We start from the raw sequence: 15,956 nt of genomic DNA, 5'->3' as shown, positions 1-15,956 counted from the left end.
AATAAATAGTCTTACATCACCAGTCTAGCTCTAAGTTTATTGCCGATACATTGAGAATTATCATATAACTTCACTTTCAGAACCTTTCTGACAAAAGTAGCTTAGTAAAACTTTTTGTCGTTCAGCAATATAGTTTGAAGCTGAAAAATCAGGCAAAGCAGAAAATGTTAGTGCAGTTACTTCCTGACAAATTTTTTGAGTACTATCGAAGATAGGATCGCTGGTACTGGCAACAATCAACGGAGTGGTGACCAACGCTGCAAGCCGTTCTTCTGCATCCCATGAAAAAGATGCGCGATAAATGAGGTGATACGACTCGTTTGCTTTAAGTACGTCTTCGACCCACTCTTTCAGCTTAGTAGCCGAGGGTAGACCTGAGTGTCGCATGGCTTCAGCGGATCGTTTATACCACGGAAAAAAGAGAAATTGATCTCTGCAAAACTGAAATATTCGTTGCAGATAGCTCCCATCTAGATCTGCAGGAAATGGGGGGGCATAATGGGTGAGTAATTCTGTTTTAAATGCCTTATTGGGTACAAGAATACCATCTATTGCCAAGCGTTTAATTTGATTTGGTAATAGTAGAGAAAGCTCCGTTGCGATGGCTCCCCCTGAATGAAAGCCATAGATACTGAACTTTTCCAGACCCAGAACATCGACAAATTCCTTTATGCGCTTTGCAAAGCAAACAATAGTAGGTTGGGAAGTGGTTAAAGGGCTACTGTCACCGGCTCCGGGGATATCAGGTGCGATAACACGAAAATACTTGCTCAAGGATTCAATCAGTGTCATATGCTGCCTCGCGCTTCCTGGCGAGCCGTGAAGAACCAACAGTGGAGGGCCGGATCCAGCCTCAAGATAATGTATTTGTCCGAGTGTCAAATCTGCGAACCGTCTTAATACAAGGTCTGTCATTCTAGTGTATAACTCCTATTTTTTCAGATTAGTCCGGCTGCGAAATGTCACCTCTATTCGGAAATGACCTTTCGCAGACTATACAACCCAATTCATTAAATCTGTTCATTTCAGAGGGAAGTCAAAAATTTCGTGTTTTTCAAAATTGATTAATGTCATAACAATGGCTCAACTATTGTGCAATATTGAGACATCGAAAACAAACGCACACTTGAAACTCATACCATTAGGAACTGAAAAATGAAGCAACGCATACTTCTCCCCATAACAGCTTTATCATTGGTTTCTGCACCAATAACAGTGTTTGCAGAGACTGGTATTGAGAAAATCACTGTCACATCTCGACAAGTAGAGGAAACAGTACAAGAGGTTCCTTTGGCTATCACAGCGCTTAGTGGGGACATATTAGAGCGAGGAGGGGTGGACGATCTGAGAGATATCACTCAGATGGTTGCAGGTCTGCAATTTGACGGTAATCCTGGAAAAGTAACTACTTCGCCAACTATACGCGGCTTATCTCAAGTATCTCGCAGTGATGACGAGAATAATACCTCGGTTTTTATTGATGGTGTTTTTGTTTCAGGTCGTGATGGGTTGGATTTTAGTATGTTGGACCTGGAGCGTATCGAAGTAGTTAAAGGTCCTCAAGGTGCGCTTTATGGTCGTAATGCTTATGCAGGCGCGATTAACTTTATTACTAAAAAAGCACAGGATGTTTTTGAAGCAAAAGGCACGGTGACCTGGGGTAATTACGACCGGAAGCGAGCTTCAGTCATGGTCAATACTCCTATTACTGATGGGTTGTCAGGTAGAGTTAATTTAACATATGATCATTTCGGTGGTGGCTACGAAAATAGCTTGAACGGCGATGACATTGGCGGTTATCAATCGAAATTTGCCAGTGCGGCTCTGCGTTACGAGGGCATTGAAAACCTGGACGTTTCGCTAACGAGTTACTATTCTGAAGACTTGATTGATACACCTGCTCAGGTTATCGCTCCGGGTAATTGCTCAGTGCCAACCAGTGCAATTTTTCCCAGCGAATTTTCGGAGTTTCAGAGAATCTGCGGTATAGCCCCTGAAATTGATGCTGATGATCCGGCATATTTCACTTTCAATACCGACCTTCCTGCCGGAGAACGGGAAATCTCCAGAACCAGTTTAAATGCCACTTACGATACTGATTCGTTTAGAGTCACGTCTATTACAGGTTATAATACCCTGGATACAGCTACGATCACTGACCAGGATAGGCAACTGGCAGGCGCTCCGTTCTATGCAGACAACTACGCATCTGTTGTGTCTATTCCTACTTATGTTGGTTTTGGATTGTTAAAGCAAGACGAGTGGAGCCAGGAAATTCGTATTAATTCCACGACCAATTCAGCGCTTCAGTGGCTTGTTGGTATGAGCTACTATGACTTAAACCGTCGTTCTCGTGGCTGGTGGGGGGCAGATGCATCTGGACTGGACGATCCATCAAGTGTTATCACCTTTTTCCCGCCTATATATAACCTAACGGATGGACTGCCGAAAGACTTGTGGAATGGTTTAGCCGCTCTCGAACCTGTTTCGGGAGCTGGTGGACTAACGGGTGATGGTAAATCAAATACCAACACCAAAGCGATTTATGGTTCTGTAAACTATGCGTTCACCGACAAGTTCACAGGAAGAGCTGAGTTGCGTTATACCAAAGAGAAGAAAACTCTTGACGATGATGTAACATCAAGAAATCAAGAGGCTAGTTGGGAATTTCTTTCGCCACGACTATCTGTTGATTATCAATACTCCGATAATATTCTTTTTTACAGTTCAGTCGCTCAAGGTTCAAAAGCAGGTGGATTTAACGCACCGAATCCACAGTTGCCTGCCGATCTTGAAAGCTATGACCAGGAAACAAACTGGACATATGAAGTGGGTATGAAATCAGACTGGATGGACAACACTCTCCGGATAAATACAGCCCTATACAACGTTGAAATGGATGATATTCAAATCACAAACCAAATCCCCGGAACAGGAGCATTTGCAGTATTGAACGGTGGTACGGGGCGCTCCAGAGGTCTTGAACTTGAATTGACAGCGCTACTCACCTCAAACATTGAGTTTAACGCTGGCTATGCGCTTGCCGATTCTTACTTCGTAGATGCCGATGATGCAAGTCAAAGAGCCCTCGTTACCGAAGGCTTGTTGGATTCTATTTCACTTGACGGTCAACAGCTTCCACGGGTATCAAAACATACTCTGAATGCCAGTCTTGTATTCCACAAAGAGTTAACCAGTGATTTAGACGGCTTTGTGCAACTGGATGGACGCTACGAGTCAGATAAGAAAATGGATAATTTTGATGGCCTTGCGAAAGTAGACGCTCGCACTGTTGCAAATTTCAGTATCGGAGTATCGACGGTGGAATGGGAAGCGCAGTTATGGGTGCGTAATTTGTTTGACAACAGAACTCCCAATATTGCGGGTTCGACTCTAAATATCGGAGATTTTAGTCGTTTACCGACTATTGGTCTCCCTGAGCCGAGAACGATAGGAATAACTGCAACTCTGCGTTTTGAGTAATTAAAGCCTTCGTACTAAAGCAACATTCACTATAACGGTGAATGTTGCTTTTTTTTATATATCCAGGAGTGTTTATCATGAAGCAAAGTCGTTACAACGTAGTAGAGCCGATTGCACGTCGATCTTTTATCAAAGGGGCCCTCGCAAGCGGAGTTGCCACCGGTGCACTAGTCTCAGGTATGTCTCATGCCAGTGGGCAGGCAGCAGCGCTGAATGTCAGTGAGCAGGAACTTGAAAACCGCAAGCACGAGATCGTTCGTCGTCTTCGTTACAGAGAAGACGCCGGCTATCTGGTGTGGTGGTTTAAAGGTCAAATCATGGCCCAGACAGGGGCTGATCTCATGCCGCTGTTTAACCTGGTCCATTGCGCTATTGGTCAATTGGAGCCTCGTCAGGACGGCGGGTTTGATCTGCTTACTGTGGAAATTCCGTTTCGAACCGATTTGAAAACGGGGGCTATGCTTACAAAATATATGAACCCGCTCACTCATGAGGAAATAGAAATACCTTATGCAGTGTTAGGACCGACAGAAGTCAGATTTTCAGAAACCAATGCCTTACAATTGCCGGAAAAAATCGGCGGCTCAACCGTCACTTATGAACAAGTTTCGGACAATATTTATGGTGTGGGTGATACTGTTATGTATAGTCATCATGCCCGTTCTAAGGTGGAGACTCCTGGAAAGGACGATCGTATTATTACTGAGTATTCGACTATATCCGGGCCGATGGAACGGGCACTTGATCGAAATGTAAAGATGGCGCCGGCAGTCATCCAATCCTCTGATGTAACGGGTTTTGCAAGGTGGCTAAAAACACCCGCTGAGTTAGGTAATCAATCGTTACGGGCTGTAGGTGGTAAAGTCGACAAAGTAGCAGATATTCCAAACGAATGGATGTCATTGGTTAAACAACAAGACCCTGAAATTTATAAAGACCCATTTGCCGCACTAAAGCGCCCTCAAGCCGTTTATAAAAGCTAAAGAGACCTTAGCAGATGGTTAACTTTCTGTCTGTCATGAAATACGGTTGCAAAAAAAGCGGGCTGTGCCCGCTTTTTTTGTGAAGGATAGAAAACAGAAGCTGTTTCCCGTGTATCTATTTCTACAGAGTATTCAAGAACGCAATAATAGCGGCCCGTTGCTCTGGGTTTTGCAATCCAGCAAAGCTCATCCGGGTGCCTGGGATCATGGTTGCAGGTGATTTCAACCATATATCAAGGTTTTCGTCGGTCCACAAAAAGTCTGCTTCAGCCATTGGTTTCGAGTAGCTGTAATTTTTATCAAAGCCAACCTCTTTGCCGCTCATTCCTGCCAGGTTTGGTCCTATACGCATACCCGCGTTTTCAGTGTAAGCATGGCAGGCCTGACATAACATAAACAGCTGTTTACCTTTCTGGATTTGCGCTTCAGTTGCAGCGGTGGCTGTTTTACCGGTACAAGCCAGTAAACCTAATAGTGTAGTGAGAATTATTTTATTCATTGTTACTTCCTTCGCAATAATTAAACCCGTGAAAGGATTTCAAATGCCACTCGTTCTCCAGATTCAAGAGCAGACTCCATTCCTAAATCCATACGACGGGTGTGTTCGCCCGCAAAATGCATGCGATGGTGTGGCTCGATCATTTCTTTGGCGAACTGATTGATTTGACCTGGCAGGAACATGTGGCGACAGCCTTGAATTAGAGGATTATTTTTCCAACCGTAGATATCAAGGAACTTCAGCTTTCCTTTAGTTGCGGGACGAATTCGATTAATTTCAGACTCGATCAATGCTAGTGCATCCTCTTTAGACATTTGGTCCATTCTGGACGCGGCATTGTCGGTAAATACCACCATGAAACGTGATTTATCTTCGTCTGGGCGCTTTTCTAAAGCCCAAAACATCTGTACGGTTTCGTCGCTAAAGAAAGAGGGCTCGATACCATCTTCTTCCCAAAATGGCTCTTCTATAATACCAAATGCCCGACAGGTATCGACATAGTTCAGTGTAAATATGCCTTGTTCCTGTCTGCCTTGTATTTCGGGGTAGATGCTAACATATTGCAATGTTGAAAACGGAAGTGCAGATACAACGTAGTCACATTCATAGCGGCTACCATCCATACATTTTACCAATGCACCTTTATCATTCATTTCTACCTGACGCACAATTTTGTTTAGTTTTACACTATCGCCAAGTGCCTTAGCCATTGCCTCGGGTAAACGCGATGCGCCCCCTTCGATATTGTTAATTTGTGCAAGTCCGTCATGCGCCCCTTTTTTGTTTTCAAAACCATATGGTCTGTCGATTATCTCAATATCAGCACCGGCGAACGATGCATCGAACAAGGTACGATTTTTCTCTTGCAGCATGCCTAGCGCAGAGGCATTTTGCATATCCATTGTGACAGAAGCCAGTTTTATTGCCTCATCAGAGGCTCCGCGTAGTTTCAACAACTCACCAATTGGTATGTCGTAACCTGCATTTTTAGGCTCTAGCCAATCTGTCAGATTTTCCAATGGGTTATCTTTCATTAATAATTTAGGACCTAGAAGGGCAGGAACGATTTTACGCTCTTCTCCAACTGTCTTGTTAATGGGGGAGCTTTCCCATTCTTTTGATGTTACCCATGTTTGATCAATATAATTTGACATAGGTAAAAGGTGACGGTGCTCAGGAATAAGTTTGAGGTTAAATCGTGAGCAAAGAGCAATCAGACGTGCATAAGAACGTCCTATCTGACTTGCACCATATTCGGGGCGTGTTTCAACGTCGTCTGCTGTAAACACGCGTCCACCTACACGGTCGGCACCTTCAAGTAACGTGACATCCATACCGGCGTCTTGAAGTAGCAAGGCAGCATTCAGGCCTGAGAGCCCGCCGCCAATGACAACAACAGAGGATTTCTCCGTATTCTTAGCCTGAATTTTTCCAGCGACTGAAAGTGCAGATGCTGCTATTGCACCTTTCATTAGATTTCGTCTGTTTATCTTCATCATTTGCCTCTATTAATCGTCAAATAGGTATTACTTATGTGTCTGTTTTATCATTATGGGATACTGGCTGTATTCTTTCAGCCCAATGTTGTACTCACTGGAATCAACAAAATTTGCGTATTCCTGAAGCATCGCAAAACGGCCAGATCCCATGATAATTTTATCGGACATCACAGTTCCGTTAATTTTAAGCCATATTAAAAAGGTGAGTGCGGTACCGATATGACATTTATCAGATATCATAAATCTTATCTTCGTCCGTCTGTAACAGACTACACTTTTGACCATTGGCCTGTCGCTTTTGCGGTAACTTTCACTTCCTGATTTTCACCGTGCATTAGACTTTGTAATGTATTATTGTTATATAAAAATAACTTTGTGTCCTGGAATTAGAATGATTACGAATTTTTTAAATCAATATTTTCTATTCTTTTTTACGCTACTTTCATTCACGGTCAGCGCGGACAACAGCGACGTTTTTAATGCTGAGAATGTCCCAACGCCGCCAGATTACTCACTGCCCAAGAACTGGGCCGCTTTGCCTGGGGTGCCCGGAGCTGCGGCCGCTGTTCCTGAAGGGTTACAATATGACAATGCGTTGAAAAATACCGACGTATTTTATATTCACCCGACGACGTTAAAAGACAAAAGCGTCTGGAATCAAACCCTGTCTGATGAGGCAACAAATCACTGGACAGATGTGAGTGTGATGGCAAGACAGGCATCAGTATTTAACGAGTGTTGTACTGTCATTGCACCACGATACAGGCAGGCAAGTTTTAAATCGGGGGGCGATCCTACGTTGTCCGGTGATGGCGGAAAAGCTTACCGGCTGGCGTACAGCGATGTGCTTGCTGCGTTTGACTATTACATGACCCACATGAACAAGGGGAAGCCTTTTATTATTGCGGGGCACAGCCAGGGCGCGCTGATGACATACTGGCTGCTGAAAGATCGTATCGACGGTAAATCTGCCCAAAAAAAAATGGTTGCAGCATATATTATCGGGATTGATTTAATGCAGGGGGATTTCGGCCGCACTTATAAAACATTGTCGCTGTGCAGTACCCCTGAACAAACCGGATGTGTGCTCGCCTGGAACGCCGGCACAAAAGAACTGGATATTGATAAGATGTCTCAGTTCGCGGGCTCTCGTTACGCGTATACCTATAATACGCAGGAGGGGCGGGAAGCCGTATGCGTGAATCCGCTAACGTTCGACACTAACAAACCTGAGGCATCGGCAAGTGCGTCGAAAGGTGCGGTGCCCGGTGCGCCGGGAGAGGGTAAGGTTAAAGGTCTGGTACAAGGTGCAGTGGCGGCAAAATGCCATCGCGGCTATCTGATTGTTAATTTCGACTCTGCATTGGATTTATCACCATCTTTTGGGGGGAGCATGCATTACCATGAATTCGGCCTTTTTTATGCCGACATTCGCGCTAATATTGCAAAACGGATCGCAGCCTTCAGACAATAATTCTTATATTAAAAGCGCAGTAGAGTTTACTCTACTGCGCTTTTTTCGTCAGTTAATTTCTGCAAACAGCCAGGGTTCGCTGGCTTTCAGCGTGGTTTCAAAATCTGCGATAAGGGAAGATTCCCTAAGTGTCAGTGATATTTCATCATCTCCTGACAACAAGTTTTGCCGGCGTGAGGGTTCAATCTTAAATTCCCATATAGCGCCGGTTCCGGTGCGAATTTCACACTTCTTCAAATCAACTGTCATCGAAAAATTGCTGTCTTTACGCAGTGCAAACAGGCAGTCCACAATGGACTGGGAGAGTGAGATAGGCAAAATGCCGTTCTTAAAACAGTTGTTGTAAAAGATGTCGGCAAACGAGGGTGCAATTACAACACGGAAGCCATAATCCCGTAATGCCCAAACTGCATGTTCACGGCTTGAGCCACAACCAAAGTTGTCCTGCGCAAGCAAGATGCTGCTGCCGCCAAAACCCGGTTTGTTAAGGATAAAGTCCGGATTCTTCCTGCGCGTTGATGTGTCGGTTTCTGCATCACCTTCATCGAGATAACGCAAATCATCAAACAGCCAGTCTCCGTAGCCAAATTTCTTTATCGACTTGAGATATTGTTTAGGCAAAATGGCGTCGGTATCAACATTGGCTCTGTCGAACGGCAACACGGTGCCGGTATGAGTAGTAAACGCCTGCATATTAAAATTCCTCCCGTGTTACATCAACGAAGTGACCGGCAATAGCTGCCGCAGCTGCCATCGCAGGGCTCACCAGGTGTGTGCGGCCACCAATGCCCTGGCGACCTTCAAAGTTGCGGTTTGAGGTGGATGCACAGTGTTCTTTTGGCATTAAGCGATCGGCATTCATAGCCAGACACATTGAACAACCTGGCTCACGCCATTCAAATCCTGCCGCAGTAATAATTGTATCCAGACCTTCGGCTTCTGCCTGTGCTTTCACCAGTCCGGACCCCGGCACAACCAGAGCCTGCTTTATTGTGTCTGCCACTTTGCGGCCCCTTACTACGCGGGCTACCTCACGGATATCTTCAATGCGTGAATTGGTACAAGAACCCACAAATACACGGTCGAGTTTAATATCTGTCATGGGCTGACCAGCTTTCAAGCCCATATAGTTGAGCGCTTTCTGGTAATCTTCGGACTTGTTCGCCGGAAAAGACGCAGGATCTGGTACCAGGTTGTTCACACCGGTCACCATTTCAGGTGACGTGCCCCAACTGATTTGCGGTTGAATATCGGCAGCGTCGAAGTGGCGCTCAATATCAAATACTGCACCTTCGTCGCTGTGCAGAGTTTGCCAGACAGCCACAGCGTGATCCCATTGCTCGCCTTTGGGCGCATAACGCTTATCTTTCACGTAGGCCTCGGTAGTGGCATCAAAGGCCACCAGGCCGGCACGGGCACCGGCTTCAATGGCCATGTTACACAAGGTCATACGGCCTTCCATGGTCAGGTTCTGAACGGCTGTACCGGCAAATTCGATGGTACAACCGGTACCCGCTGCAGTGCCGATTTGCCCGATCACATACAGCACCATGTCTTTGGCAGTCACACCCGCTGACAACGTGCCGTTAATCTTAATCAGGAAGTTCTTCGCTTTGCGCTGAATCAGACACTGCGTAGCCAGAACGTGTTCTACTTCCGAGGTGCCGATACCCACGCCAAGAGCAGCAAAAGCGCCATGAGTCGCAGTATGGGAGTCACCGCACACCACGGTCATTCCGGGTAAAGTTAACCCCTGTTCAGGAGCGATAACGTGCACGATACCCTGACGTTTATCGTTGAGGGCAAATTCGGGAATGTTGAACCGTGAGCAATTGTCATCCAGGGTTTTAACCTGAATTCGTGATGTGGAATCTTCAATGCCGTCTATACCTTTTTCACGGTCTGTGGTCGGTACATTGTGGTCCGGTGTGGCGATAACCGAACTGGTACGCCATGGCTTTCTGTCAGCAACCACAAGGCCTTCGAAGGCTTGTGCAGACGATACTTCGTGTACGATATGACGGTCGATGTAAATTAACGCTGTGCCGTCGTCATTTTGTTTGACGCAGCGTCTTTCCCAAAGTTTATCGTAAAGGGTTTTGGGGGAACTCATGTGGTGTCTCTCCTGAAACTGATGTTTGCCATCAGGCAACATCGCCGACGTAAAGCCGGCGATGAGTTGTTGCATTTCTCCGCGTGTAACTGCGGAATAAAATGGCTTATTTCACGTTTTGGAACGTGGGCGTTACCGGCGCAGGAATATGGGTTTCCTCCAGGCAACGTGCTTTGATTTCTTCAATGGTGCCACCGTGGTTGAACATGCTTACCTCACCACGGGTTGCAGTAAGAGTGGCACGCAAATCAGTGGTTGCTGCTTCATTAACTGCACCATTTTCGATGATTACGCCGTAGGCTTTTGCACCTTCAACGGTTACCAGACCGCGATTGAAATCAGTGAGAACCGTGGCAGGCTCGCGCAGATACGGGTCGCCCCAGCCGCCGCCACCCCAGGTGTTGAAGTACAGCAAGTCTCCGGCTTTCACTTTCAAATCTTCGCATTTAGACGGCAGCCATTCTTCAGTGCCGTCGGCTCGAACCATACGCTTGGTAGAACGCATGCCAGGCTCGCCACCGTTAACACCCCACGGGTGTACCAGCCAGCGATCATCGTGAATCGCGATCTGGCCGTCACACAGGAAGCGGTAAGCAACAGACAGACCGTGACCACCACGATGCAGACCAGCACCGCCTGAATCAGGAATGACTTCATAGGTCTCAATACGCATAGGGAAGTAAGACTCAATGAATTCATTCGGTACGTTAGTGAAGCCCGGCCACAGAGAGTGACCGTCCGGTCCGTCACCTACCGGACGACCCGGGATACCACCGAAGCCGATCTGGAATAGCTGGAACCATTCGCCTTTGTCGTCATAACCTGAGTAGAACAGGTGAGGGGAGTCAGAGAAACCCGCTGCATTCAGCAGTTCCTGCGGTGCGCCCATACCCAGCAGTGCACCCAGAATATCGAAGATACGACCCAGAGCGTGGGTACGGCCTGACAATGCCGCCGGATATTTAGGTTTAAGCAGGGTGCCCTCAGGAATTCGTACGTCTACCAGGTCATAGAAACCGTCATTAAAAATGATTTGTGGATCTACCACGTTAATGGTGAATGAGCCGAAGAACATTTTGAACATTTCTTCGTTCAGGTAGAAGTTGATAGAGCTCTGTGCCTGGGGATCAGTGCCGTCGAAGTCGAAGATAACTTTCTCGCCTTCACGCCACATCTTACAGTTAATTTTGTAAGGACCCATGCCTTTACCGTCATCACAAATATAGTCGGCAAATTCGCGGGGCTCTTCAGGGATGAACATCTTGATGATTTCGCCCATGGCTTTTTTGTTCCGCTCCAGCATGATGTCCAGCGTGGAATCGAATACATCATCACCGAAGCGCACTGCCAGTTCGTTACAACGTTTAGCGGCGGTTTTACAGGCCGCGACCAGGGCGTTGAGGTCGAAACGGTTCCACTGCGGGGTTCGTACGTTGTGCAGAATAAGCTCCAGTACTTCTTCCTGCAGCACGCCTTTCTTGTACAGTTTCACCGGTGGTATACGCACACCTTCCTGGAAGATGGTTGATGCCTGAATCGGCATGGATCCGGGTACCATACCGCCGTTATCTGACATGTGGCCAAACATGGCAGACCAGGCAATATGACGACCGTCTTTGAATACCGGCACCAGTACCAGCCAGTCGTTCAGGTGCGAAATCGCTGCGTTACACATGTACGGGTCGTTGGTAAGAATAATGTCGCCTTCTTCCAGCGTGCCTGAATACGCATTGGTAAAACCTGTGATAAAAGAGCCCATCTGGCCGACAACCATTTTGCCGTGACGGTCTGCGATAAGCGGGAAGCAGTCACCCTGTTCACGGATCCCCGGAGACATGGCGGTACGGAACAGTACAGCGTCCATTTCTTCACGGGCGTTCCGCAGGGCGTTTTCAATAATATCGACAGTCACACCGTCTACATCTACCCGTTTCAGCGGGGTGCTGTTGGTTTCAATAATTTGTGCAGTCATAGTGATACCCCTTAGTTATTTCACGGGATTAATGAGGAGGTTGCCAACGTGATCGATGTTGGCCTGATAACCGGGCAGAACTACGGTGGTCGAATCCATTTCGCTGACAATGGCCGGGCCCGGTACTGCGATAGCGGGGTGCAGCTTGCTGCGGTCATAGATGGCACCGTCATGCCATGCGCCGTCATAGAAGAAACGGGTATCCTGTACTTTACAGTCAGCCAGCGTCAGTGTGTCTTCACCCAGTTTGCGTTCGGCAATAGCGCCGGATTTGGCTTTGACCACGGCACGGATCATCAGAATTTCATGGCCGTCGCCCAGCTTGAAGGTAAACAGTTTTTCGTGCTCCTGATCGAAGTAATCAGTCAGCACTGCAAGGCCGTTGGCTTCAATGTCATCACGGGTAAAGTCGACAGAAATTTCAAATGCTTGACCGGTATAGCGCAAATCAGCCTGATAAGTGACTTCCAGAGACTCAGGAGCAAGACCATCTGCAATCAGTGATTCAGAGGCTTTACTGCGAAGTTCTTCCAAATCTGCCATCAGAGCTTCTTTGGTGGTTTCTTGTGCCAGTGTCAGATAGGTACGGGCAGCTTCGTCCTGTACTTCTGTGGTGGCATCACCATATGCACACAATACGCCTGGACCCGGCGGTACGATAACCGGCCATGCATCAGTAAGAATACCCAGAGCATTAGCATGCAGAGGACCCGCACCACCAAAGCCCACCAGCGCGAAATCACGAGGGTCGTAACCTTGTTCTACTGATACCAGACGCAGCGCACCGAACATGGCTTCGTTGGCAATCTTAATGATACCTTCAGCGGCTTCCATCAGGTCGATACCCATGGCGTCTGCCACTTTTTGTACCGCAGTAACAGCCGCTTCGCGATCGATGGCCATGGCACCACCCAGTTGCACATCAGATGGCAGGTAGCCTAATACCACGTTGGCGTCACATACTGTCGGTTCCGTACCGCCTTTCATGTAGGCGGCAGGGCCGGGAACAGCACCGGCTGATTCGGGGCCGACACGTAGCGCTTTGGTTAATTCCGGTACGAAAGCAATAGAGCCGCCACCCGCACCCACAGTACGTACATCCACTGATGGCGCACGCACGCGCACATCACCCACAATGGTCTCACGGCGAACTTTAGCTTTAGAGCCCTGGATCAGGGCAACGTCTGTTGACGTACCGCCCATATCGAAGGTCAGAATGTCGTCATAACCGGCGCGACTACAGAAGTAGATAGCACCGGTTACACCACCGGCAGGACCTGACATCAACAGGTTTACCGGTGATTCAGCGGAAGCTCGGCCAGAGGCCAAACCGCCGTCAGAACGCAGAATGGAAAGTTGTACGTTTTCTCCCATGCGGTCTTTCAGTGCAGTTTGCAGGTTATTCACATAACGGGCAACTTCAGGGCGTACATAGGAGTTCACAACCGTGGTTTCTGTGCGCTCGTACTCCTGCATTTCTGGAACGACTTCGCTGGACAGCGAAATCGGTAAATCACCGAAGACTTCCTGAGCAATCACTTTTGCACGCTTTTCATGTTCATCATTGACATACGCGTTTATGAAGCAGATGGTGAGTGCTTCAACTTCACCTTTAGCCTTAAGCGCTTCCAGGTCCGCTTTCAACGCTGCTTCATTGAGATCTGATACCACTTTTCCTTTTGCGTCCATCCGCTCAGCTGCGCCGATGGTCAGCTCCAGAGGCGCAAGCAGTGGGTTCTTCACGTAACTGACCCAGCCGCCAAGACCGCCCGGGCAAAATGAGCGCGCAACCTGTAAGGTGTGCTCGTAGCCTTTTGTGGTTACCAGACCGACTTTGGCACCTTTACCGGTTAAGACCGCATTGGTAGCAACCGTTGTACCGTGCATAACACGGTGGATTTGTGTTGGATCAACACCAGACTCTTCACAGATACGGGCAATACCATTGAGCACCCCTTCTGAGGAATCATGGGGGGTGGACGGTACTTTGGCTGTAAAGGTCTGACCGTTTTCTTCGTTAATCAGCAGCAGATCAGTAAATGTTCCGCCGACGTCAACGCCAAGACGATAACTCATATTTCATTCCCCTCAATTCAGGCAAATTCAGCTCGGTTAATTGGGTTTTAAGCCTAAACATTGGGAAGGTTGCTGCCATGATAATTATCAATGCGAATCACAGTGAGGATTCTTATAGTCATGAACATCGGGTCAGTACCGTCAGCAGAGACTGTATTGTCGGATGGGAAAGTTTCTGTATAACAAATAAACGAGGTCAGACATGCTTAATTGTTTCCAGCAGGGCAAGCACGATATGCTGCCAGAGGCAACACACGACGAAGCGTCGCGCCAGGAGTTTGCCAAAAGTTTGCGGGGTTATATACAGCACGCTACGCTGCCGGGGCTCCAGCCAGTATTTGAAAAGAAAGTTGTCCCTAAATTCAAACGGGAAAACGGCCGTGAGCCTGAGAACCGTCAGGACATTCGCCGTGCTATGGTGAAAAACAGTTATTTCCAGCTGTATGCCTCCACAAACCGTATTGCCCAGGAGTTACTTTGGGAATCTACGATAATGAGTGTCGAGCGCCAGTTGCCACAACTGATTGAAAAAGCAAAAGAACTGTCAGCTAAATCTGAAACGAAACTGGTGATTCCAGAAGGATTTGTGCCACCAAAATACGTGAGCGCCATCGATATTCATTGTATGCCGGGAGGGTACTGCACCGAAGTAACAGCCGACGACGTTTCTGCTGGTGTGATTTACGACCGTGGTGTGTATCTTTACACCATGGGTTATACCGGCCCTGATAACGACGATATGGGACGTTCAGTCTGCAACTACCTGAAGCGGAATAATCCTGATTTCAAACCTCGCCGCATCCTGGATATGGGATGTACGGTAGGGCATTCCACATTGCCATACAAAGAAGCCTTTCCGGATGCAGAAATCTGGGGGATCGATGTAGGTGGTGGCTGTGTGCGTTATGCCCATGCGCGTAGCGTTGCAATGGGTAAAGAAGTGAATTTTGCACAGATGAATGCCGAAGAAACAACTTTCGAAGACGGATATTTCGATCTGGTTGTAAGTCATATTCTGCTGCACGAAACCAGCGGCAAGGCGATGCCAAAAATTTTTAAAGAAAGCGAGCGGGTGCTGGCTCCTGGTGGCCTGATGATTCATGCCGATTTACCGCCGTTCGATTTAATGGACCCGTTCACTCAGTTCATTCTTGATAATGAAACCTGGTACAACAACGAACCGTTCTGGGGTGCAATGCGCGACCTTGACCAAATCCAGCTTGCAGAAGATGCTGGCTTCCCCCGCGATGCGGTTCGCTTTGATACTGCGCCAATGGCAATTATGGAAACCACAGATGGGTCAAAAGGCTACAGTGACGAGTCTAAAGAAGCAGTAGCCGATCGTGAGTTTGCTGCCGGCGAATTTGCCCCTGGCGGTGGCTGGGAGGTACTTATTGCAAAGAAACCTCTAGTTAAACAGGAGATAGCGTAATGACTGAGCCAGATATGAAACCGCAAATTCAACACAATGCTAAAGGTAAACGTCCCTCGTTTTACGAAGATGCAGCGTCGGATCAACTGATGTCAATGGTGATGGTGCTGGCCAGCGAACTTAATGTGATGCGCGATCGCATGGACGCACAGGAACGTGTTGCTAAACAACACGGTATTGATTTAGCGGCCGGCATCGAAGTGTTAGAGCTCGACGAGGAAGCGCTGGAAAGCCGTGAGGGATGGCGACAAGAATTCTTCTCACGCCTGTTTTATCTTGCTCAAAAAGAAGCAGCAGAAGCACAGATGGGAGAAACCAAAAAGTCGTACAACGCGACTATTGATGATATAGCCAAAGCATAATGGTGTGAGATTTCGAGCCTATTGGAAAGCCTCTGCCGGCGTCATGCCTTCAGAGGCTTTTTT

Annotated in this window: 13 protein-coding genes; 5 read left to right on the top strand and 8 right to left on the bottom strand. The window is 47.5% G+C overall.

Annotated elements, in window-relative coordinates; all coding sequences use genetic code 11:
* Window positions 1-60: 60 nt before the first annotated feature.
* Window positions 61-915, bottom strand: a complete 855-nt coding sequence (locus ACXACM_RS19765; protein ID WP_474823983.1) for an alpha/beta hydrolase — start codon at window positions 913-915, stop codon at window positions 61-63.
* A 240-nt stretch (window positions 916-1,155) separates the two neighbouring features.
* Between ACXACM_RS19765 and ACXACM_RS19760 the strand changes: the two genes are divergently transcribed.
* Both ACXACM_RS19760 and ACXACM_RS19755 read left to right on the top strand, forming a co-directional pair.
* Window positions 1,156-3,483, top strand: a complete 2,328-nt coding sequence (locus ACXACM_RS19760) for a TonB-dependent receptor (protein WP_474823981.1) — start codon at window positions 1,156-1,158, stop codon at window positions 3,481-3,483.
* A gap of 77 nt (window positions 3,484-3,560) precedes the next feature.
* Window positions 3,561-4,466 carry a DUF1838 family protein gene (locus ACXACM_RS19755; RefSeq protein ID WP_474823979.1) on the top strand — a complete coding sequence of 302 codons (906 nt, stop codon included), beginning with the start codon at window positions 3,561-3,563 and terminating at the stop codon, window positions 4,464-4,466.
* A gap of 121 nt (window positions 4,467-4,587) precedes the next feature.
* Here the strand turns inward: ACXACM_RS19755 and ACXACM_RS19750 are convergent, their stop codons facing one another.
* Genes ACXACM_RS19750 through ACXACM_RS19740 form a run of 3 tightly spaced genes read right to left on the bottom strand, consistent with a single transcriptional unit; the run spans window position 4,588 to window position 6,632 of the window.
* Entirely contained in the window at window positions 4,588-4,965 is a 378-nt protein-coding gene (locus ACXACM_RS19750; RefSeq protein ID WP_474823978.1) for a c-type cytochrome, read from the bottom strand.
* A gap of 20 nt (window positions 4,966-4,985) precedes the next feature.
* Window positions 4,986-6,437: a flavin monoamine oxidase family protein gene (locus ACXACM_RS19745; RefSeq protein WP_474823976.1), complete on the bottom strand. Its 1,452-nt coding sequence runs from the start codon at window positions 6,435-6,437 to the stop codon at window positions 4,986-4,988.
* A 54-nt stretch (window positions 6,438-6,491) separates the two neighbouring features.
* Window positions 6,492-6,632: a hypothetical protein gene (locus ACXACM_RS19740; protein ID WP_474823974.1), complete on the bottom strand. Its 141-nt coding sequence runs from the start codon at window positions 6,630-6,632 to the stop codon at window positions 6,492-6,494.
* A 223-nt stretch (window positions 6,633-6,855) separates the two neighbouring features.
* Between ACXACM_RS19740 and ACXACM_RS19735 the strand changes: the two genes are divergently transcribed.
* The gene (locus tag ACXACM_RS19735; RefSeq protein ID WP_474823973.1) at window positions 6,856-7,938 is read left to right on the top strand and encodes a DUF3089 domain-containing protein; all 1,083 of its coding nucleotides are present in this window, start codon (window positions 6,856-6,858) and stop codon (window positions 7,936-7,938) included.
* Between the two features lie 48 nt (window positions 7,939-7,986).
* Here ACXACM_RS19735 and leuD read toward each other — a convergent pair whose 3' ends face one another.
* From leuD to ACXACM_RS19715, 4 genes are all read right to left on the bottom strand, one after another.
* Window positions 7,987-8,631 carry a 3-isopropylmalate dehydratase small subunit gene (gene leuD / locus ACXACM_RS19730; RefSeq protein WP_474823971.1) on the bottom strand — a complete coding sequence of 215 codons (645 nt, stop codon included), beginning with the start codon at window positions 8,629-8,631 and terminating at the stop codon, window positions 7,987-7,989.
* 1 nt (window position 8,632) lies between these two features.
* Window positions 8,633-10,051: a 3-isopropylmalate dehydratase large subunit gene (leuC, locus tag ACXACM_RS19725; RefSeq protein WP_474824428.1), complete on the bottom strand. Its 1,419-nt coding sequence runs from the start codon at window positions 10,049-10,051 to the stop codon at window positions 8,633-8,635.
* A 106-nt stretch (window positions 10,052-10,157) separates the two neighbouring features.
* Complete coding sequence (locus ACXACM_RS19720) at window positions 10,158-12,023, bottom strand: hydantoinase B/oxoprolinase family protein (RefSeq protein ID WP_474823969.1); 1,866 nt, start codon at window positions 12,021-12,023, stop codon at window positions 10,158-10,160.
* A gap of 15 nt (window positions 12,024-12,038) precedes the next feature.
* Window positions 12,039-14,099: a hydantoinase/oxoprolinase family protein gene (locus tag ACXACM_RS19715; RefSeq protein ID WP_474823967.1), complete on the bottom strand. Its 2,061-nt coding sequence runs from the start codon at window positions 14,097-14,099 to the stop codon at window positions 12,039-12,041.
* A 202-nt stretch (window positions 14,100-14,301) separates the two neighbouring features.
* Between ACXACM_RS19715 and ACXACM_RS19710 the strand changes: the two genes are divergently transcribed.
* Entirely contained in the window at window positions 14,302-15,531 is a 1,230-nt protein-coding gene (locus tag ACXACM_RS19710; RefSeq protein WP_474823965.1) for a class I SAM-dependent methyltransferase, read from the top strand.
* Window positions 15,531-15,893 carry a hypothetical protein gene (locus tag ACXACM_RS19705; RefSeq protein ID WP_474823964.1) on the top strand — a complete coding sequence of 121 codons (363 nt, stop codon included), beginning with the start codon at window positions 15,531-15,533 and terminating at the stop codon, window positions 15,891-15,893. The genes ACXACM_RS19710 and ACXACM_RS19705 overlap by 1 nt, the downstream gene beginning before the upstream one ends.
* The last annotated feature ends 63 nt before the right edge of the window (window positions 15,894-15,956 follow it).

Source organism: Alteromonas sp. AWQ4_252 (assembly GCF_056158205.1).
Note: the sequence above shows the minus strand (reverse complement) of the source record. Positions and strands in the feature narration are given on the sequence as shown.